The organism is Sphingosinicella sp. BN140058, from assembly GCF_004135585.1.
GTDB lineage: Bacteria > Pseudomonadota > Alphaproteobacteria > Sphingomonadales > Sphingomonadaceae > Allosphingosinicella.
In genome coordinates this window covers 1386066-1405827 of sequence record NZ_CP035501.1, presented here as the reverse complement: position 1 = coordinate 1405827, position 19762 = coordinate 1386066, and the positions used below count along the sequence as shown (strand labels likewise).

Below are 19762 nucleotides of genomic sequence, written 5' to 3'. Positions count from 1 at the left end.
CGGCCGGTCCGGAGAGGTACCAGCATGAGCAACTACAACGAAGCGCGCCGCTTGCATCAGGAACTGGAATTCATCGGCCTGCGTGCCCAGGCGACCAGCGTCGGCTTTCTCCAGCTTTGCGCAGAACTCGTGAAGGCCGGCGTGATCGGCAATGATGGCCTGCAGCGCATCAAGGATGCCATCCACCGCGAGATCACCTGTACGAATTCACGGCGCCATGGTCGCGACGAGTTCGAGACCACGCTGCGTCAGCGCCTGGACGCGATCTTCCCGCGTGCGGACGATGCCGTGCGGGCGGAGCCGGTCGGCTCGATCGAGGACATGGAAGCCGCGTTCGGCCAGGGCCCCGCCCAGCCGCACGCCTGATCTCCGCGGGCCGCCCGAAAAAAACGGGCCGGCCAAGAGTGCGGAACGTGCTGCCGCTCCCCCTGCGGCACTGGCTTGCACGTTCCTCATCTTCGCCGGCCCAGGCGGAGAGCCCGGTGGATCAGAAGCGCAGGCGAACTCCGGCGCGGTAGATGCGGCCCAGCGTGTCGTAGAGCGCCGGGTTGACGTCGAGGCCGGTGTTGGTCTGCGGTGAGGGTTCGGGGTCGCGGTCGAACAGATTGTCGATCTTGAAGAAGGCTTCGAAATTCTCGCTGACCTTCGCCGATCCGCCGACGTCGATGTAGAGCGCGCCCTTCATCTTGTTGTAGTCGATCGTCGGATGGTTGCCGGTCGAGACCGGACAGCCGGTCGTGCAGACCACATATTGGTTGCCGAACACGCCGTCGCTGAACCAGCGTTCCTGAACCGTCAGGCTGAACTTGTCGGTGCTGTAGGTCTGGATGCCGAGCAGCTTCCAGTCGGGCGTGTTGCCGGTGTTGGCGCCGGCCTGGTCGACGACGTCCACTCCGGCGATACCGGCATTGACCTTGAACTCGCGGACGTGGGTGGCGAGCGCACGGAGGGTGAGGGTGCCCGGCAGCCCAAGCGGCCGCTGCCATTGATAGCTCGCCTCGATGTCGAAGCCGCTGGTCTTCCACGAGGCGAGGTTGAACGGCTGGACATTGATGAAATTGCCGCCCTGAACCGGGCTGTCGAGCACAAAGCCGCCGCAGAAGGTCTGATTGCCCTCGAAGCAGAAGCGGACGATCTGGTCCGCCGTCAAGGTCGAGATCACGCCGTTCAGCTTGATCGTGTAATAATCGACCGAGAGGCTGAGGCCCGGCAGCCAGTCCGGCCGCGACAATACGACGCCGAGCGTGGTGTTGCGGGCGATCTCCGGCTTGAGGTCCGGATTGCCGATCGTGTTCTGGAAGGCCTGCACCGCGACGTTGCGGAACGGATCGTTGAAGTTGGGCAGGGTCGTCACCGTCGGCGCTGCGAACAATTCCGACAGATTGGGCGCACGGACGTCGCGGGAGGTCACGGCGCGGAGGCGGATGCCTTCGAGCGGCGTGTCCCAGGTGCCGCCGACCTTCCAGGCCCACACCGTTCCAGAGGTGCTGTAATGGGTGACGCGCGCCGCGCCGTTCAGATTGGCGCGGCCGAGCTGCTCGCTGTTGACCAGCGGCAGGTTGAGCTCGAGGAAACCCTCGATCACGTCATATTTGCCGCGGCCATTCTTGTAGTTGCCGGCCGCCCAGTTGCTGCCGAGCGGCGCATTGAGCAGAGGATCCGCCGGATATTCGGCGCTGTTCGGGCTGAGTGGGGTGACGCCGGCGCCATAGGGATCCGCGTTCACGCGGTAGAATTCGCGGCGATATTCGCCGCCGAACGCCACCGACAGCGGGCCTGCCCACAGGTTGAGCGGCTCGCCGGAGAAATTGAGGCTGGCGACGTCCTGGGTCAGTTTGGTGTGCTGGAACGGACCATTTTCAGGCGTGACGTAGGCGAGCGCCGCGTCCGAGGGCGTGAAGCCGCCGAAGATGTTGATCGGTTGGCATCCTGCCGCGCGGGCGACAGGATCGGCGCAGACGATCTGGCCATTGAGGCTGATCGCGTTGGTCGCTGCGACGTAGCGGTTCTGCAGTACGATGTCGTCGACGTCGATGTCCGAGATGGTGATCCCATGCTCGTAATAGCCGTCGTAATTCCAATCTGTACCGGCGAGGCCGAACACGCCCTTGAGGCCGGCGACGAAGCGATATTGGCGGCGGTCGGTCGACACTCTCGGGTCCGGGAAGCTGCCGTTGCTGGTGCCGAAATTGAACGAGGTGATTCCGGCGGTGGCGCAGCGATCCCGGATCACCTGCGGCAGGTATGGATTGGCGCATTGTACGGTGAGGTTGGGCCGGTTGTAGCCGGGGCTCGGCTGGTTGCTCGTCTTCACCTGCGCGACGTTGACGGTGACGTAGATCTCGTTGTTCTCGGCGAAGTCGTAGCCGAGGCGGCCGAAGCCGACCGCGCGTTCCAGCGACGACTTGAGCGATGCGCCCGATCCCGGCGCCCCCGACAGATCGCCGCCGATGCAGAAGCTGTTGCCCGGATAGCAATTGGAGACGCGGCCGTTGCCCAGCGGCTGGCCGTTCGATCCGTAGTTAAAGGCGAACGGAGTCCCGCCGCGATCGAAGGCGATGCCCTGCAGCGGCCCGTTGTTGATCAGCCCGTACAAGGCATATTGGTAGGGCTGGGCGAAGTCGCGATAGTTGAACTGCGGCAGGCCGTTGTTGGTCACGCCGGTGTTGAGCAGGGTGGTCGCACGATACCAGTCGCGCTGGCCGGCGAGATCGGTGCCGAAGTCGCCGGGGCCGACGCCCGCCTCATGGTCATATTCGCCGCTGACGATCAGGTGCAGGCGATCGTCGAGGAAGGCCTTGCCGAACGCCGCCTGGACAAGCGCCTGCCCGTCGTCGCCATAAGGGGTGACGCCGCCCTGAACGTTCGCCTTGAAGCCGGTGAAGCGGGTGTCGGTGATGAAGTTCACGACGCCGCCGACCGCATCCGAGCCGTAGGAGGCGGAGGCGCCGCCATTGACCACGTCGACCCGGTTGATCAGCAGTTGCGGGAACAGGCTGATGTCCGGCACGCCGGTGACATTGGCACCGACGACGCGTTGCCCGTCCAGCAGGGTGAGGGTACGGATCGTGCCGAGGCCGCGCAGCGAAAAGGAGCTGAGGCCCTGCTGGCCGCTGGACGTGCTGAACGTACCGGTGGCGGCACCGGTCGAGCCCTGCAGGGAGGGCAGTTGCGCGATTGTGTTGAAGATGTTCGGTTGCGCGTTGGCGGTGATCTGCTCCTCGCCGATCATCGTTGTCGGAGTCGGCGCGGTGAAGCCGCTGGTGCGGATGCGGGTGCCGGTGATGATCACTTCGCGTTCGTCGTCCGGTCCCGCCGAACGCGCCGCCGGCGCGACCTGGGCCTCGTCGCTCGCAGGTGCGGCGGCATCCGCCTGCGGATCGGCGGGCGCATCCTGCGCGAACGCCGGTGTGACGCTCAGCGATGCAGCCAGCGCCGCAAGACTGATAGCGGTACCACGAAAATGCCGATCAAGCGCGATAGTCCCCATCATCCGCCCCTTTTTTGTTGATGGCGCATGATCTCTGGTCAGCGCCGTTGTCGGCATAGTCTTAGTGGATCGCGATCCCCCCGACATATACGACCATGGTCGCAACCGATTACAGTGGGGCCGGCAGGCGCCACTCTTCAATCCTCGGGCAGGCTCCGTGCGAACTGGGCGGCCGCGGAGAAGCCGGCACCGGAAGCCATCACGCGGTACGAGGCGCCAGGTTGCAGCGGGACCGCGGCCGTGCGCGCGCCGAACCCGTTGGGCAATTCTCCGTAGCGAAGCCGGGTGACGCATCCAGCAGCAGTTCGATCACGGCTGGCGTCCCATATCGGCGCGGCGCTGTCGGGCGCGGAGGGGTAGACGCTGATGCTGTCGATGCAGGCGGGAGCGTCACGCCTTTCCAGGGAGAAGGAGACGCTTTGCATATCCTGGGCTACGTGAAGCTCGGCGCCCTCACGGCATCCGCACAGCAGCAATGCCACCGCGACGGCGAGCGCAGAACGCCGTGCGTCGCTAGAGACCATAGATTCCCGTGCCGTCCAGGCGCTTCTCCAGGTCCCGCAAGGTCGCTTGATCTTGCGGCAAGGAGGATCCGCGCAGGCGCGCATAATCGCCGACCATCTCCGCCTGTCCTTCGATCGTCTCGTCCGCAAAGCGCGTGTCGCGCGTGTCGTAGCGATAGACCGCGTTTCGATCGAAGTCATGGTCCTTCAGGTCGTTGGCATATTTCCCCGCAAACGATCCGTAGCCGAGCCGTTCGTACTGAACGACATGGGTGAATTCATGGAGCAGCAATTCGCGCTCGACGCCGGGCTGGCCGAGATCACCCGAATAATGGTCCTTGTCGAGATAGATTGTGTTGCCGATCGTGATCGCCGGATTGCCCCCCACCTTGAACGCGGCATGCGCCGCGGGAGACTTGCCGGGGCCGTCCACGATCCTGACGTCGTCCAGATCGATCTCATCGCCGAAGGCCGCTCGGATCGCGTTGCGCTCCGCACCGGTCAGTGGGCGCGCCTGGTCGCCCCGCATCGAGTCGGCGAGCGCATCGGCTGCCTCATGCGGCAGGGTGCGGAGCTGGTCGCCGATCGCGTCGGCGGCTTCGCGCAGGCTCTGAAGACCGCGCTGCGCCAGATCGATCGGGTTCGGAATGTCCGGCAGGCTCGGCAGGTTGGGGAAGGGGATCGACGGCAAGCCGGGCAGACCGGGAAGGTCCGGAAGCGGAAGCGAGGGCAGCCCTGGAAGATCGGGGATGCCGGGCAGGTCCCATCCGCCGAACGCCGCGGTCGCGGGCATCGATCGCAACAATTCGCCCTGCTCGACGGGGGTCAGGACCTGCGCCGCCTGGCTGTAGCGCGCGGCTGCCGCGCCGCCATCCGTCTGCGCAAGGGCCGCAATCTCGATTCCAAGCGCGTCGACGTCGGGCCGCCCGCGCGTGTCCGTCGGAATCGGCGGCGGCGCCGCGCCCGCGGCGGTTGCGCCCGATGCCGTGCCGACGCCGGTGTTCTCGATTGCCAACATCATCCGCTCCTCGCTTTTCCCAATCAGGTGAAACAGATAGCTTTTACCGGCAATCAACGAATCGATGAGGCGGCCATCGGCTGGTCCGATTTCCTCTGCTTCCCGGCGATTGCGGCCTTCACATCCAGCCCCGTGATCCTAAGTTGAAGGGATGCCGCGTGCATCGATCGTAGAGCCTGAGAGGCCAAGAGTGAGTGGAGTCGCCCTGTGGCTCCTTCTGCTCTCGATCTTCACCCATGCATTTGGGCCTTTGCCGGGGCCCGTATCCGGCACGACCCGCTCCGCCTTCAGCGCCTTCACCGACGACGTCTCGCTTGCACCGGCTTCGCCCCTTTCCTTGCAGAAGTCCGCACGGCTGCGTGCCGGTTCCGGTGACGGCGATGATGCCGACGGGGTGGCCTCGTCCGACGGCATCGCACTTCTTGTCGTCGTCCTCGCCGGAATCGCCGCCTTCGGTTTGGCACGCCGCGCCCAGATTGCCGCACGGCCGCTTGGAGCTGCCTTGCGTCAGGCCGGCTATCTTCCCCTCGGAGCACGCGCCCCGCCAGCCTTCTGATCCGATTGCACCTGCAAATCAGGGACGCCGGAGCGCGCTCTCTGCTGCCGAGGATCAGACAGGATGGACGAACTCAAGTCCGCGCCGCGGGTGCGCGGCCCGCGGGCACCCGCGCATCGAGGGCTGACGTCGAGCCGGCGTCGCCGCGCCGCGTCAGCCGAGGCGCTCCGCGGATCAGCACCTCTGCCGCCCGCCGAGGCGGCGTACGACGACCGCGCTCGGCCGCGCAGCGTCCGCCACATTCTTGCGGTGATGACGATGCTGGGCTTCGTGCTCGGCGCCCAACTCACCGCCCGACCCGCCGCAAACGCCGCCCGCCCGGCCGCCGCCTCGATCACCGTTGCGTCGGGCAAAGGCGGGATCGCCCTGCGCACGTCTTCCCGGCAGGGACTTGCTGCGCTTGCGGGCCCGGACGCGAAGCCCTTCGTCCCGCCGAGCGGCGCCGTACCTTCGCTCCCGAGCGGCGGTGCGGACGCGGCAGCAACGCCGAGACCTGCGGCCCCATCGGGTCCGGCGCAGGCCCGGCCCTCTTCCTACCGGGCACGTGCGCCGCCGGGGCTGCCGCCGCCGTCTTCCGACGGCTGAGCAGATCCGGCCCGCCCCGCGGGCATTCCCGATATTCGGAGAGCAACATGCCTTCCACCATCTACAGACTGACCAGCGTTCACCGCCGCCTCGACGACACCATCACCCAGGAAATGCGTCGGCGCCTGCCCGACAGCCTCAAGCTGCTTCGCTTGAAGCGGCTGCGGCTGCAGGTGAAGGATCGTCTGGCCGCCTTGATGACGCGGCGTCCGGCCGGCTGACCAGGCAGGGCTGGCGTCTCCGGACGCCAGCCCTCACGTCCCTCCACGTCAGCCTCAGATGAACACCGCCGTCGACGCGTCGAGCGGCATGTGGATGATGGCGAATTCGAACACGTAATCCTGCCCAGCCCGGTACGCCCCGTCTCCGTCGGCATCGACGACAGCGAACACCCGGCCCGCCATGTCTCCCGAATTCGGCGTGAACAGCACGGCGGAATGCGCCTGCAACGGGCCGTCGACGGCGGCGGCAAGCCCGCTGTCGAACGTCGCGGAGTTGAGCACGCCCGCAGTCAGGCGCCCGGTCCAGGCTGTCACCGTGAACGGCAGGTCGATCCGGTCGATCCCGGATCCGAAATGGGAGAAGGTGTCGAAGCTCGTTCCGGTAGACTCCGCTGCTGCTCCGTAGACGAAGACATCGCCGTCGCTGCCGCCGACCAGGAAGTCGGCACCGAGGCCGCCGGTAATCTGGTCGCGCCCCAGCTTGCCGTAGATCGTGTCGTCGCCGGCGCCACCCGAAATCGTGTCGGCGAGCATGCCGCCGAGGATGATGTCGTTGGCGCCGCCGCCCAAGACGATCCAGCGGCCGTCGCTCTCCGCCATGCCGTCGAAGAACAGAGTCTCGCCGACGAGCAACTCGGATGCATCGACGCGCAACTGCTGTCCTGCGGCGACGTTGCCGTCAGTCATGGTGAGGTGATAATCGAAGTCGGCACCCTTTCCGCTGAGCAGGCGCAAGCGCTCAACGCCGGCAATCTGGCCGCTCCCGAAGGCCATGAAATAATCGCCGCCGAGGATGAGGCTGTCGTCGCCACTGCCGCCGTCGACGCTGTCCCCCGAATCCCATTGATCGCCGAAATAGAAGCGGTCGTTGAGGCCGTTGCCGCGGGCGTGATCGTGCCCTCCTTGGTGCAGCAGGAACATGTCGGCGTTCCCCGTACCGACCATGTCGTTGTCGCCGCTATCCCCGTCCAGATAGCCGTCGGGGGCGAGATTGATGACGATCGCGTCCTGATCGCTCCGCGCGCCGCCGCTGCCAGCGACGCCGAGATCGCTGGTGGTGATGGTCAGCGTCACCGCGCCATTCTGATTGAGCGTGCCGCGATAGACGAGGCCGTCGAGCGCGGCGTTGATCGCCGCCGCCGTGCCGCTGAAGGTCATCGCCGCATCGCGCGTACCGTCCCCTGCGGAGAAGGAGAGGGCGGCGGTTTCCGCCAGGCTCAGCATCCCTTGCGTGACTGCTAGCGTGACGGTCAGCGTGCTCGCCTCCGCGTCCGAGGCGGTGATCGGGTTGCCCCGCGCGGCGGAGAAGACGACGTCCAGATCCTCGCTGCCGCCCTGGCTGATCGGGGCAACGTTGATCGGCGCGTCGTTGATCGCATCGATGGCCACGGAGATCGATCGGGCGGCAAGGCCGGCGGCGCCGCTGCCCTGGCCGCCGCCCGGGGCGCCGTCGGCGAAACCGTAGGCCAGCTCAACCGACGCCGGCGGCGTGTCGCTGCCGTTGGTGTAGCGTATCGCCTGGATGACCGTATCGACCAGGGCGGAGGTTGCCGGCGTCTCGAGACTCGTGAAGCTGATCTCGATCGTGCCGGAAGACCCGGTCGACACGGTGCCGAAGACTCGACCGCCGGCCTTCAACTGATCGCCGTCCACGGTGAAGCTGCCGTTCGACGCAAGGCTGAACACATCCTCTGCATTGGCCCCGCCATTGCGTTGGACGCTGAATGTCGCCCCCGCATAGTCGCCGAGACCGCCATTCCTCTTGTCGAGGTCGGCATCGGACACGGTGACGCCGCCGAGCAGCGTCGCGGCGATCTGCTCGGCGACGACGATCGGCGCAGCGCTCGTCAGCAGGGGTGCATCGTTCACCGGGGTGACATCGAAAGTGAGCGTGTTGGAGGAGGGGTCGGCGGCCCCTTGTTCGTCGATGACGCTGAACGTGATCGCACTGTAAGCGGGACCGTAGCCATCCGTCTCCGGCACAAAGCGTACCCAGCCGCCGTCGAGGTCGGCGATGGCAATGGTTTGCGGCATCGTCACATCGGCGAAGCCACCCGATCCGCCATGGTCGGTATCCACCTGGATCCTCCCGCCGGTGACCGCACTGATCGTCACGCCGGTAAAAGTGCCGTCGGCATCCGAGAAGCCGAAGTCGGCCGCGCTCAACGGACGGGAAGTGTCCTCCAGGATGGTGAGGCCGCGGTCGGTGCCGGCAGGCAGATCGTTCACGGGCGTCACGTTCACCGTCGCCTCGGCCTGCGCGGTAGCGGTGCCGCCGTCACTGTCGTTGATCAGGAAGGAGATGGTTCGTGGCGCACCGCTCGGATCCTCGGCGTTGTTCGCAAAGGTGATGCTTCGGATCAGGGCCTGGACGGCAGGCGCAGTCGCGTCGCTGTCGAAGTTGAAGACGAGATCGGACGCGTTCGTGCCGCCGCTGAACGTTGCGAAGACGGTGCCGGCGAAGGCGATCGTAGAGGCGGCCGCGTCGACGCCGATCTGCCCCGGTCCGATGCCCTGGTGACGTATGCCGAGCTGGTCGGCGCCGGTGCCGTTTGCCTGAAACCTCACGGACAAGGTGCCACCGGCGAAATCCGGAGAATCCGCATCGGCGAGCAACGCGTCCGGAGCGATCAGCGCCGCGGCATCGTTCTCCGTATAAGCAAGGATCGCACCCGGCGCCGAGCTGCTGAGCTGCAGGGTCGGTGCGTCGTTGACCGCGGTGATTTCGATCGTGATCGGCCCCGCCGTCGCGGCGGCGCCGCCGCCATCGGTGACGGTGAGCGTCAGGATGCGCTGCGCGGCGGGCGTGTCGCTGTCGTTGGCGAAGGTGAGCGATTCGATCAGGGCTTCGACTGCAACGACTGTTGCTGCCGGATCGAGGTCCACCCGGAATGCCGACCCGTTGCCCCCGCTGAAATGGCCGATGAGTACGCCGCCATAGGTGACGCCGGAGCCGGCAACCCCGATCTCGCCTGCGCCGCTGCCCTGGCTGCGGATGGCAACGCGATCGCCCGCCATCAGCCCGGCGACGACCATGCTGCCGCCCCCCAGAGCACCGTCGGGATCGCTGAGCGTGATGTCGGCGTCGAGCAACAGGCCGGCAGGATCGATCGTCCCCTCGACGAGACCGATCGGGCCAATGGCGGTGAGCGTAAAGGCACCGTCATTGGCGTCGATGACCCATGCGCCGGCCATATCGCTGAAGGAGGCGTAGCCGTGGCCCGCCACGGAGTCGGCATCCTGCCAGTAGATGCTGGTGAAATCGAGCGAGGTGTCTCCCCACGCGCCTTCGCGCAAGGCGAACCAATAGGTGCCGGCGCCGAGCGTCACCGGCGCATCGAAGGCGCCGTCGAAGCGGAAGACGTCCTCCCCGAACCAGCTTTGAGTGCCGGTATCGGTCGCGACCGGGCTGCCGACCGAGCCGCTCGCAACGATCGTCTCGGGATGGTCAGTGCCGCTATAGATGGCCCAGCCGAGCGTTCCGCTGAAATTGTCGAAGATGCCGTTGTCGTTGCCTTGGCCGTCGGCGAGCCAGGCCGAGAAGCCGGCAAGCTGCGTTGGCGCACCGAGGGTGAAGTCGTTGGCGACCTGCGATATCGTGATGTCGAACTGGTTGGTGCGGACAAAGTCCGATTGGTTCCACGCGATGGCGCTGCCGCCCCAGTCGCCGAGCACCGGCGCATCGTTCTCCGAGGTCACGGTGATCGCGATGTCGACAGGCGCCGGCAGGCCGACATCGTCCGAATCGAGGATGTCGAGCTGGAGCGTTCGTCCCGAGGTCGGGGCGTCGCTCGCATTGGCGTAGGTGAGACTTTCGATCAACGCCTCGATCGCGCGAGACGACGCGGAATTGTTGAAGGTGACGACGAACGGCGTGCCCGCGCCGCCGGTAAAGGTCCCGATCTGGCCCCCGCCGAAATAGACGCGATTGGCTTGGGTACCGATCACGCCCGCGCCCAGGCCGCCGTCCAGAATCCCGATCCGGTCCTCGGCGAGCAGACCGCTGACGACGAGCTTGCCGCCACCTTCCTGACCGACGAAGTCCGCACGCGCATCGATCAGCCGCGGCGTCCCGTTGACCGCATTCTCGGCGAAGACGATGGTCGCTTCGGCAAACCCGCTGAGATGGGGCAGGTCGCTGCTCTGCGTGACCCCGATCACCAGCTCGGCAGGGGCGGCAAGGCCGTGTCCCGCCCCGTCCTCGAACGTAAGCGTCAGGGTTCGGATCGGCGTGGGCTCGTCGCTAGAATTGGCGTAGGTGAGGCTTTCGATCAGCGCCTCGACCGCAGCCGCGCTGGCGCCCGCGCCAAAGGTGATCGACAGGGTCGTGCCTGCGCCGCCGGCCAAGGTGCCGATGGCAAGTCCTTCGTACAGGATCGTGCTGCCCGAGACGCCGATCTCGCCCGGACCACTGCCGCCGTGACGGACACCGATCGAGTCCTCGGCAAGCGCGCCGGCGAGGCGTAGCACCGCGCCGTCCAGATTTCCCTCGACCGCGGTGAACGTCACGTCCGCATCGATCAATTGCGGGCTGGTGTTCACATCGGCTTCGGTGAAGGCGATGGCCGCAGTGCCGGTGAGCGCGAAGGCGCTGTCGTGGCCGAGCGGAACATAGGGGGCCTGGACGAGCTTCACCGGCCCGCCGATCATCGCCGTCGCCGAGGCCCAGCCGACCACGCTGCCGTCGGCGCCATCGCCGCCCCAGCGCGTTTCGCGGATGCCGAACCAATAGGTCCCGGTCAGCAGGACGATGGTCTGGCCGAAATCGCCTTCGAAGCGATAAACGTCTTTCCCGCCATAAGCGCTGTTCACGCCCGTGTCGGTGCCGATCAGCGAAAGGTCGGTGCCGCTGTAGAGCAGACTGCCCGGCTCACCGCCGGCGGTGTTCGTATAGAGTCCCCAGCCCAGCGTGCCGCTGAACCCGCCGAACACGCCGTCATCCGCCGTCGAGCCGGCGCTTTCGGTGAGGTAGACGGTGAAACCGGTCAGTGCCTGCGGCAATGTCAGGGTGAAATCGTTGGCGGGCGTCCATCCGGTGATGTCGGCATAGACGTTGGTGGACAGCGCCGATTGATCCCAGACTGCCGCGCCCGCCTCCGGTCCCCAGCCCGAGAGAGAGGGCGGGTCGTAGACCGGCGCGACCTCGATCGTGAAGGTGTTGGGGGAGGCATCCAGCGCTTCGCCGAAATCCGGTCCGCCGGCATCCCGGACCTGAAAGGTGAAGCTTGTGCTGCCGCTGGCATTCGCCGCCGGAACGTAGGAGATCCGGCCCGCTTCCAGGTCCGCGCGGCTGATCTCCTCGCCGACGCGCAGCTCGAACCGGCGAATGTCGACATCGGGAACGCCGTCGCCGTCGACATCCAGATGATCCAAGATCCCGTCCGCGTGGCGAAGCGTCCCTGCGGTCGGCAGGCTGGCGAGACGGATGGCGACCAGGGGCTGGCCTTCGACATCGGTGAACGGGAAGTCTTCGACTCCGAGCACGATCGGAACGTCTTCGAGCGTGCTTCGGGTGACGTCCTCACCCGCTGGAGCGATGCCGACGTCGGCGATGGAGACGGAGACCGTGTCGACATCTGAAAGACTGCCGTCGCTGGTCGTGACGGTGATCGTGCGGACGCCGCTTACGCCTGCGGCCGGCGTGTAGCTGACGAGATACAGGGCGCGATTGACGTCCTCTGCGGTGCCCGAAAGCAGCAGATCATTGGTGCCGTCGCCCGAGATGATGGCCGAAGCCCCGGCGGGGCCGACGCTAAGGCTGCCGTCCGCGACCGTGACACGCGTCGTGAGCATGGCGCTGTCGACATCGGTCACCACGATTCCGGGCGGGTCGAGATGGGGCAGCGGGATCAGCGTCACGGCCTCGCCTTCCACCGTCGCCCGGCTGGTCGGCAGGCTGTGCACCGGGGCATCGTTCACCGGAGTGACCGTGATGGTCAGCCGATGCACCGGGGTAGAAAGGTGAGAGCCGTTGCCGTCGTCATCACTGAGCACGACGTCGACGCTGATCGTCCCGCTCACGTCCGGCCGGAGCGCGAAGGTGAGCTTGCCCGTGACGACGTTGATGGACGGCGCTTCGCTCAGCAACCTGCCGCCGGCGACGACATTTGCGGACAGGCTAAGCCCCTGACCGCCTTCATTGGCCGGGCCGGCGCTGATGCTCGTTGCCCAGGCCGGGATGGAGACGAAGCCGGAATCCTCATCGATGACGATGTCGGCGCCGGGGACGAAGCTTGGCGCGTCGTTGACGGCGATGACCGCGATCGGGCGCGTATCGACGTCGTTCGCCTCGCCGTCGCTCGTCGTCATCGTGAGCGTGTCCGCGCCGAAATGATCGGCGGCGGGCGTGTACCGCACGGCGTCCGCGACAGCGAGCGTGGTGTTGATCTGGGTGAGCGTGCCTGTGAGCGTCGTCGAGCCGGCCGGGCCGACCACGATCCCGGCGGCGGCCACGCCGCCTGCCACATCGGCCATGACCGCGATGCTGCCATGCTCCACTGCAAGCGTCACCGTGAAGGTCGCGCCGGCGGGATCGGCATCGGTGATGGCAAGGCCGATGATCGACGCGCTTGCATCCTCGTTGAGCGTGATCGTTCCCGATCCGATCAGGTTGACGGGAGGCTCCGTGACCGCCTCGACGTCGAGCGTGATCACATGCGGCAGCGAGAGGTTCGAGCCGCCGTTGGCCGTGCCGCCATCGTCCTCCACCGCGAAGTGGAAGCTGGCATATCCTGCGCCATTGCCGTTCGCATCCGGCACGAAGGTCAGACCGCCGGCCGCGATGATCGACGTCGCGACCATCACAGGGGTGCCCGGCGCCGGCTGAACACGCACCGCCGGGGCGCCGCCGGCGCCGTCCGCATCGAGCCACAAGGCGCCATTGGCCGGAGCGTCGTACAGCGCAACGCGCGTGAAGCTGTTGCCCTCGGCATCGGCGAAGGCGAAATCGGCAAGCGAGAATGTGTGGGCTGCGTCTTCCACCAGCGTGACGGTACGGTCGCTGGTCTGGGGCCGATCGCTGACCGGGGTGACGTTGACGGTGATCGACTGGCCGGCATTTTCGAGGAAGATGATCCCGCCCTGGTCTTCGCCGGCGATGCCGTCGAGGTCGCCGTCGCCGTCGAGATCGGCAAAGGTGATGCCGAGCCGGGCGCCGCTCAGGCCGCGAAACGGGATGTCGAATACGCGGGTATAGGCACCCGCGCCGTCGTTCCGGAAGGTTCGGACGTGGTCGTAGAAGGCGACGACCAGGTCCTGATCGCCATCGCCGTCGAAGTCGAGGAATGCGGGAGAGCTTGGAAAGCTGAACGGGAACGGCACGCCGAGCGTCACCGGCGCGGCGAAGGTGCTGCCGTTTCTGCGCGACACGAAGACTTCGCCGGTCTGGCTGCCGATGATCAGGTCGACATCGCCGTCGCCGTCATAATCGGCGAAGACCGGGTCCGACCAGGCGCCGATGTCGTAGCCGTTGAACGGATTGGCCGCGCCGGTCAGCTGGGTGAAGGCGCCGTTGTCGTTGCGATAGGCAAAGAGCTGGCCGGTGGCATCGCCGATGACGAGGTCCGGACGGCCGTCGCCGGCGAAATTGCCGAAAGCCACCGTCACCAAATTGCCGGCGGTGATCCCCGAGAAGGGGTTGTCACTCCCGGTCAGCTGGGTGAAGACGCCGCCGTCGTTGCGATAGGCAAGCACCGATCCGAACGCCTCGCCCACGACCATGTCGGGATCGCCGTCGCCGTCGAAATCGACGAACTCCGGCTTGCCGATCCGGCCGACGTCGATGCCGCTGAACGGACTGTCCGCGCCGCCGAGCGCCTCGAACGACATCCGCCCGTCCGCCCTCAAATCGGCGCCGTCCGCATCGGCGACGCTGAGGGTCAGCGTCCGGCTCGCCGTCGGCGCATCGCTCGTATTGGCATAAGTGAGATTCTCGATCAGCGCCTCGACCGCCGCCACCGTCGCGGCGCTGTTGAGCGCAACCGTCAGCGTCGTGCCGGCACCGCCGCCGACTGTGCCGATGACGACACCGCCATAGCTGACCTCGCTCCCCGAAACGCCGATCTGGCCGGCACCGGCGCCCTGATCGCGGATCCCCACGATGTCCTCGGCGAGCAGGCCGGTGACGGTCAGCACCCCTCCGGCGACGTTCCCCTCGGCATCGCCAAAGGTGACGTCCGCATCGAGCAGCGCCGGCGCCGCGTTGACGGCGTTCTCGTCGAACGTCGCGCCGGGAGAGAATCCGGTCAGCTTCGGAGCGTCGTTCACCGCCGCAACGTCGACCGTGACCAGTCCCTCGTCCGTGCCGCCGCGGCCGTCCTGGACCACATAGGTGAAGCTGGCGGTACCGTTGAAGTCGGGGGCTGCCGTGAAAGTCACGCTCCCGTCGGCGTTCAGAACCGGCGTCCCGCCGCTCACCGCCGTCACGCTTGCGATGGTGAGGGCGCCGCCGTCCACATCTGTGTCGTTGCCGACGAGCTGCGCGGCGGTGAAAATCGTCGGCACGTCCTCCCGGGCGGTGAGCGCATCGTCTTGCGCGACCGGGGCTTCGTTGACCGGGGTAACGTTGACGGTGATCGACTGGCCGGCATTTTCGAGGAAGATGATCCCGCCCTGGTCTTCGCCGGCGATGCCGTCGAGGTCGCCGTCGCCGTCGAGATCGGCAAAGGTGATGCCGAGCCGGGCGCCGCTCAGGCCGCGAAACGGGATGTCGAATACGCGGGTATAGGCACCCGCGCCGTCGTTCCGGAAGGTTCGGACGTGGTCGTAGAAGGCGACGACCAGGTCCTGATCGCCATCGCCGTCGAAGTCGAGGAATGCGGGAGAGCTTGGAAAGCTGAACGGGAACGGCACGCCGAGCGTCACCGGCGCGGCGAAGGTGCTGCCGTTTCTGCGCGACACGAAGACTTCGCCGGTCTGGCTGCCGATGATCAGGTCGACATCGCCGTCGCCGTCATAATCGGCGAAGACCGGGTCCGACCAGGCGCCGATGTCGTAGCCGTTGAACGGATTGGCCGCGCCGGTCAGCTGGGTGAAGGCGCCGTTGTCGTTGCGATAGGCAAAGAGCTGGCCGGTGGCATCGCCGATGACGAGGTCCGGACGGCCGTCGCCGGCGAAATTGCCGAAAGCCACCGTCACCAAATTGCCGGCGGTGATCCCCGAGAAGGGGTTGTCACTCCCGGTCAGCTGGGTGAAGACGCCGCCGTCGTTGCGATAGGCAAGCACCGATCCGAACGCCTCGCCCACGACCATGTCGGGATCGCCGTCGCCGTCGAAATCGACGAACTCCGGCTTGCCGATCCGGCCGACGTCGATGCCGCTGAACGGACTGTCCGCGCCGCCGAGCGCCTCGAACGACATCCGCCCGTCCGCCCTCAGATCCGCGCCGTCCGCGTCGGCGACGTTGAGGGTCAGCGTCCGGCTCGCCGTCGGCGCGTCGCTCGTATTGGCATAAGTGAGATTCTCGATCAGAGCCTCGACAGCGGCGGTGGTGGCAGCGCCGTTCAGGGCCACCGTGAAGGCCGCGCCGACGCCGCCACTGACGGTGCCGATCACCACGCCGCCATAGCTGACGTCGCTGCCGAGCACGCCGAACTCCCCGGCAGCGATCCCCTGATGACGGACACCGATCCGGTCCTCGGCGAGCAGACCCGTCACGGTGAGCGTGCCACCGGCGAGGTTGTTCTCGGCATCGTAGAGTGCGACATCGATGTCGAGCAAAGCCGGCGCGGCGTTGACCGCATCCTCGTTGAACGTGACGCTCGATGCCAGTCCGGCCAATGTTGGTGCAGTCACAGCCTTTCCCCCAAAAGACCCTGCAGGCCACCGGGTCTCGGCGGCTCGCGTGATTGGATGAGAAGATATCGGCTCGGCTGACAAGTCCAACCGGACTTTTCTGCCGAAACACGCCTTTCCAAGCACGTGTCCGCACTGCTGCGCGCCGGGTCGCGCGCCCCGGCAGCGTCTTGCCGACTATCGCATCAGATCGTCGGCAAAACGGCGAAGGAGATGGCGTAAAGTGTCGAGTTCGGCGTCGGACCAGCCCGCCAGGATGCGGTTGGCCAGGCGCTCGCGGGCGGCGTTGAGCGCGGCAACCATCTTCCCTCCCTTTTCGGTGACCACCGCCTCGCGCACCCGTTTGTCCTTGGCCGACGATCGTCGCTCGATCAGCCCCAGCTCCTCCAGCCTGGCCATTTGCCGGCTGATCGTCGTGTGGTCGCGCCCGGTGCGATCGGCAAGATCGACCACGCCGACCGGTCCATGCCGCCCGACCCGGACAAGCAGCGGAAACAGCGCCCGGTCGAGCGGAATGCCCGCTTCCTGGATCAGCCTGTCGTCCCGGCGAGGCCGATTGATTTCGTCGACCAGGTCGATGATCGCGGTGTGCAGATCACGCAGGATCTTGGGATCGTGTGTATTATGCACGTTTTTCCTTGTGCCGTTCGGCGCTTCGATTTACGTGCATAGTACACATTGATCCGGAGCTGCCAATGCCGTTCGACACCGATGTCCTGATCTGCGGCGCGGGCGCCGCCGGCCTCACCTTGGCGATCGACCTGGCGCGGCGCGGCCTCTGCTTCCGTCTCGTCGAGCAGAATGAGACGCCGTTCGGCGGATCGCGCGGCAAGGGCATCCAGCCGCGCACGCTCGAGGTGTTCGAAGACCTTGGTCTCCTCGATCGGATCGCCGCCGCCGGCGGCCCCTATCCGCCGCATCGTATCTATCGCGCGGACGGAGGCATTGCGGAGATGCCGATGTCCGAGCCGACCCCATCCAGTCCCGCCGAGCCCTATCGCGAGCCGCTGATGGTGCCGCAGTTCATGACCGAACAGGTAATGCGCGAACGGCTCGCCGAACTCGGCCATCGCCCTTCCTTCGGCGTTCGGCTGGCGCATTTCGAGCAGGACGGCGACGGTGTATCCGCAACCTTGGTCGAGACTGCCGGGGAACGGCGCATCCGGGCGCGTTATCTGGTTGGTGCGGACGGTGGTCGCAGCTTCGTCCGAAGAGCCCTGCAGGTCCCGTTTCCGGGCGATACGCTCGGCGTGCGCGCGCTGGTCGCAGACGTTCGCCTCGACGGCCTCGATCGCACGGCCTGGCACCGCTTCCAGGTCGGTACGGGGGCGGAGCAGGTGATGATCTGTCCGCTGGCCGGGACCCAATTGTTTCAAATCCAAGCCCCGGTTGCGCCGGAGGGGGAGGTCGACGTCGACGTCTCGCCGGAAGGCCTGAACGCGATGCTCGCCCGGCGTACCGGCCGCTCGGACATCCGGGTGCACGCGGTGCATTGGGCCTCCGTCTATTCGATGAACGCCCGCCTGGCGGACCACTACCGCGTCGGCCGTGTCTTCCTGGCCGGCGATGCCGCGCACATCCATCCGCCGACCGGCGGGCAGGGGCTCAACACCAGCATACAGGATTCCTACAATCTCGGTTGGAAGCTGGCCGCGACGCTGGGCGGCGCGGCCGACACCCTGCTCGAGACCTATGAGGAAGAGCGCAGGCCGATCGCCAAAGACGTCCTTGGCCTCGCCACGAAGCTGCTGGACGAGGCGAAACAAGGGATGATGCGACGCGCCCGGGAGGTGCGGCAGCTCGATCTGGGCTACCGCGGCTCGTCGCTGTCGCTGCCCGGGCCAGCCACTGCTTCAGGCCTCCAGGCCGGCGATCGCGCGCCGGACGCGCCGTGCCGCGGACGCGCCGGCCAGCCGGCCCGCTTGTTCTCTCTCCTTCAGGGGACCCAATGGACCCTGCTCGGCCACGCGGCCGCCGCGCAGCCCACGCCACGCAAGAATATGCGCATCCTTCGCATCGGCCACGATCTCCTCGACGATGGCGGACATATCGCCGAGGCTTACGGCCTCGCCGCCGGTCAATGGGCGCTCATTCGTCCGGACGGCTACCTCGCCGCAATCGTGGTAACGCCCGATCTCGAACGCGCTGTCTCGATCCTGCCGGGCGCGCCAAGCATGTGAGCTGCGCAGCTTTGGGCGCGGGATCACGTCGAACAAGCAGGTTCAGTCGAGGCGAAGCACTGCAGTCGCGGCAGAATCCGGATCCATGCGCTCCAGCAGCGACTGCTGGATCGCGCTCGCCGTTCGCGCGATCCTCCCGGAATGGGCGATCCGGTTGTTGACGATCACTCGGATCGGCCGATCGAGGTCGACCAGCCGATCGGAAAGGCGCAGCGTCGTTCCCGCGGGAACCGCCCCGGTCACGGTGATCGTCTGCCCGTCGACATCGGCAATGATCGTATCGCCCGCTTTCGCCGCCTCGGCATCGCGGAGGCGCAGCCAATAAAAACGATCATGGGTGACGTCGTCCTGCACCCACACGATGCGCTTCGGCCATGGGTTGCGGGTGAAGCCGGCCATCCACGGCAGTGCCTCGGCATCCTTGCGATCCATCCAGTGGGGCAGGCCGGGGTAGATGCGCGCCATGTGGACGTATCCGCCGGGATCGGCCGCCTGCAGTCGGTCGAACTCGGCGGCGCGCTCAGCCGCGATTCGGTTCCGGTCATAAGCCGCATCGGCCCCGCCCATGAAGATGGCGAAGGGAAGGTTGCGCAAGCCGAGCATTCCGGCCTCGTTCGGATGGCCCGCCATCATGGCCGCGGCGGCGAAGCGATCCGCCATGCGTGGCGCCAATTGCCAGACGCCGTCGCCGCCGGCCGAATAGCCCATCAGATAGACCCTGTTCGGGTCGACCCCGTTGACCGCGACCTGAGCGTCGATCAGCCGCTGAAACAAAGGATCGATATGCGCCTCGTGCCACAGGTTCCAGCTGTCGGTCGGTGCCCGCGGAGCAAGGTAGATGCCTTCCGCGGGCGCGTAGAGGCGGATCTGGTTCTGCCATTGCCGGTCGTTGACGGCGGGCTCCGCATTGCCGCCGCCGTGCATGGAAATCCACAGGCTGCGCTTGCCCCAGGGGACGGTGCCGAAAAGCTTGCTCTCCCACTTCAGGACCTTGTCGCCGACCGCAATCTGCCTGGCCGCGATAGCCTCCGCCGCCTCTGCCGCGACGGCACGCCGGCGATCGACCCCAAGCAGTGTCAGGACACGCTCCGCCTGCGCCCGAGTCAAAGGACGGACAAGGGCCGGATCGTCCGCCCGGCGTGCGGATTCGGGCCGCGCCAGCCAGGATTGAACGGCCGCGACTGGCGCTGCGATCGGCTGGGCCTGGGCGAGGGATGTCTGGGCCAGGATTGCGGGGGCGAGGAGGGCGGCTGAGAAGAGCCGGATCGGAAACGAACGCATGCTGCGTTCCTAGTGGACCCGCGGCGGCTGTCGAGATCGTTCCGCCGACACATCACCCCCGCGAAGACTTTCGCCAGACCGCCGGCTTAGCGCAGACCAGCGAGCGTGCGTGCGCAGATCGCAGGCGGTGTGATGG

General features: G+C 66.8%; 11 protein-coding genes. 5 read left to right on the top strand and 6 right to left on the bottom strand.

Annotated features, from left to right (window positions below; all coding sequences use genetic code 11):
- Positions 1-24: 24 nt before the first annotated feature.
- Positions 25-366: a hypothetical protein gene (locus tag ETR14_RS06335; RefSeq protein WP_129383875.1), complete on the top strand. Its 342-nt coding sequence runs from the start codon at positions 25-27 to the stop codon at positions 364-366.
- Positions 367-487: 121 nt separating this feature from the next.
- Here the strand turns inward: ETR14_RS06335 and ETR14_RS06330 are convergent, their stop codons facing one another.
- The 3 genes from ETR14_RS06330 to ETR14_RS06320 form a co-directional block, all read right to left on the bottom strand.
- Positions 488-3490: a TonB-dependent receptor plug domain-containing protein gene (locus ETR14_RS06330; protein ID WP_371416808.1), complete on the bottom strand. Its 3003-nt coding sequence runs from the start codon at positions 3488-3490 to the stop codon at positions 488-490.
- Positions 3491-3627: 137 nt separating this feature from the next.
- Positions 3628-3915, bottom strand: coding sequence for a hypothetical protein (locus tag ETR14_RS06325; RefSeq protein WP_129383873.1), 288 nt, complete (start codon positions 3913-3915; stop codon positions 3628-3630).
- 88 nt (positions 3916-4003) lie between these two features.
- Positions 4004-5014 carry a DUF4157 domain-containing protein gene (locus ETR14_RS06320; protein ID WP_129383872.1) on the bottom strand — a complete coding sequence of 337 codons (1011 nt, stop codon included), beginning with the start codon at positions 5012-5014 and terminating at the stop codon, positions 4004-4006.
- Positions 5015-5201: 187 nt separating this feature from the next.
- On the opposite strand from ETR14_RS06320, the gene ETR14_RS06315 reads away from it, so the two are divergent.
- The 3 genes from ETR14_RS06315 (at position 5202) to ETR14_RS06305 (ending at position 6373) form a co-directional block, all read left to right on the top strand.
- Complete coding sequence (locus ETR14_RS06315) at positions 5202-5567, top strand: hypothetical protein (RefSeq protein ID WP_129383871.1); 366 nt, start codon at positions 5202-5204, stop codon at positions 5565-5567.
- 63 nt (positions 5568-5630) lie between these two features.
- Positions 5631-6152 carry a hypothetical protein gene (locus ETR14_RS06310; protein WP_129383870.1) on the top strand — a complete coding sequence of 174 codons (522 nt, stop codon included), beginning with the start codon at positions 5631-5633 and terminating at the stop codon, positions 6150-6152.
- 47 nt (positions 6153-6199) lie between these two features.
- Complete coding sequence (locus ETR14_RS06305) at positions 6200-6373, top strand: DUF465 domain-containing protein (protein WP_129383869.1); 174 nt, start codon at positions 6200-6202, stop codon at positions 6371-6373.
- A gap of 54 nt (positions 6374-6427) precedes the next feature.
- On the opposite strand, the gene ETR14_RS06300 is transcribed toward ETR14_RS06305, so the two are convergent.
- Both ETR14_RS06300 and ETR14_RS06295 read right to left on the bottom strand, forming a co-directional pair.
- Positions 6428-16165, bottom strand: coding sequence for a tandem-95 repeat protein (locus ETR14_RS06300; RefSeq protein ID WP_129383868.1), 9738 nt, complete (start codon positions 16163-16165; stop codon positions 6428-6430).
- A gap of 177 nt (positions 16166-16342) precedes the next feature.
- Entirely contained in the window at positions 16343-16795 is a 453-nt protein-coding gene (locus tag ETR14_RS06295; protein ID WP_129383867.1) for a MarR family winged helix-turn-helix transcriptional regulator, read from the bottom strand.
- Between ETR14_RS06295 and ETR14_RS06290 the strand changes: the two genes are divergently transcribed.
- Positions 16783-18345 carry an FAD-dependent oxidoreductase gene (locus ETR14_RS06290; RefSeq protein ID WP_243455789.1) on the top strand — a complete coding sequence of 521 codons (1563 nt, stop codon included), beginning with the start codon at positions 16783-16785 and terminating at the stop codon, positions 18343-18345. The two genes, ETR14_RS06295 and ETR14_RS06290, sit on opposite strands and share 13 nt — an antisense overlap.
- Before the next feature lie 42 nt (positions 18346-18387).
- Here ETR14_RS06290 and ETR14_RS06285 read toward each other — a convergent pair whose 3' ends face one another.
- On the bottom strand, positions 18388-19626 hold the full coding sequence (locus tag ETR14_RS06285; RefSeq protein ID WP_129383866.1) for an alpha/beta hydrolase: 1239 nt from the start codon (positions 19624-19626) through the stop codon (positions 18388-18390).
- Between the last annotated feature and the right edge of the window lie 136 nt (positions 19627-19762).

Coding starts and splice junctions, on each gene's coding strand:
- ETR14_RS06335 (WP_129383875.1), top strand. CDS start 25: ATGAGCAACTACAACGAAGCGCGCCGCTTGCATCAGGAACTGGAATTC.
- ETR14_RS06330 (WP_371416808.1), bottom strand. CDS start 3,490: ATGGGGACTATCGCGCTTGATCGGCATTTTCGTGGTACCGCTATCAGT.
- ETR14_RS06325 (WP_129383873.1), bottom strand. CDS start 3,915: ATGCAAAGCGTCTCCTTCTCCCTGGAAAGGCGTGACGCTCCCGCCTGC.
- ETR14_RS06320 (WP_129383872.1), bottom strand. CDS start 5,014: ATGATGTTGGCAATCGAGAACACCGGCGTCGGCACGGCATCGGGCGCA.
- ETR14_RS06310 (WP_129383870.1), top strand. CDS start 5,631: ATGGACGAACTCAAGTCCGCGCCGCGGGTGCGCGGCCCGCGGGCACCC.
- ETR14_RS06305 (WP_129383869.1), top strand. CDS start 6,200: ATGCCTTCCACCATCTACAGACTGACCAGCGTTCACCGCCGCCTCGAC.
- ETR14_RS06285 (WP_129383866.1), bottom strand. CDS start 19,626: ATGCGTTCGTTTCCGATCCGGCTCTTCTCAGCCGCCCTCCTCGCCCCC.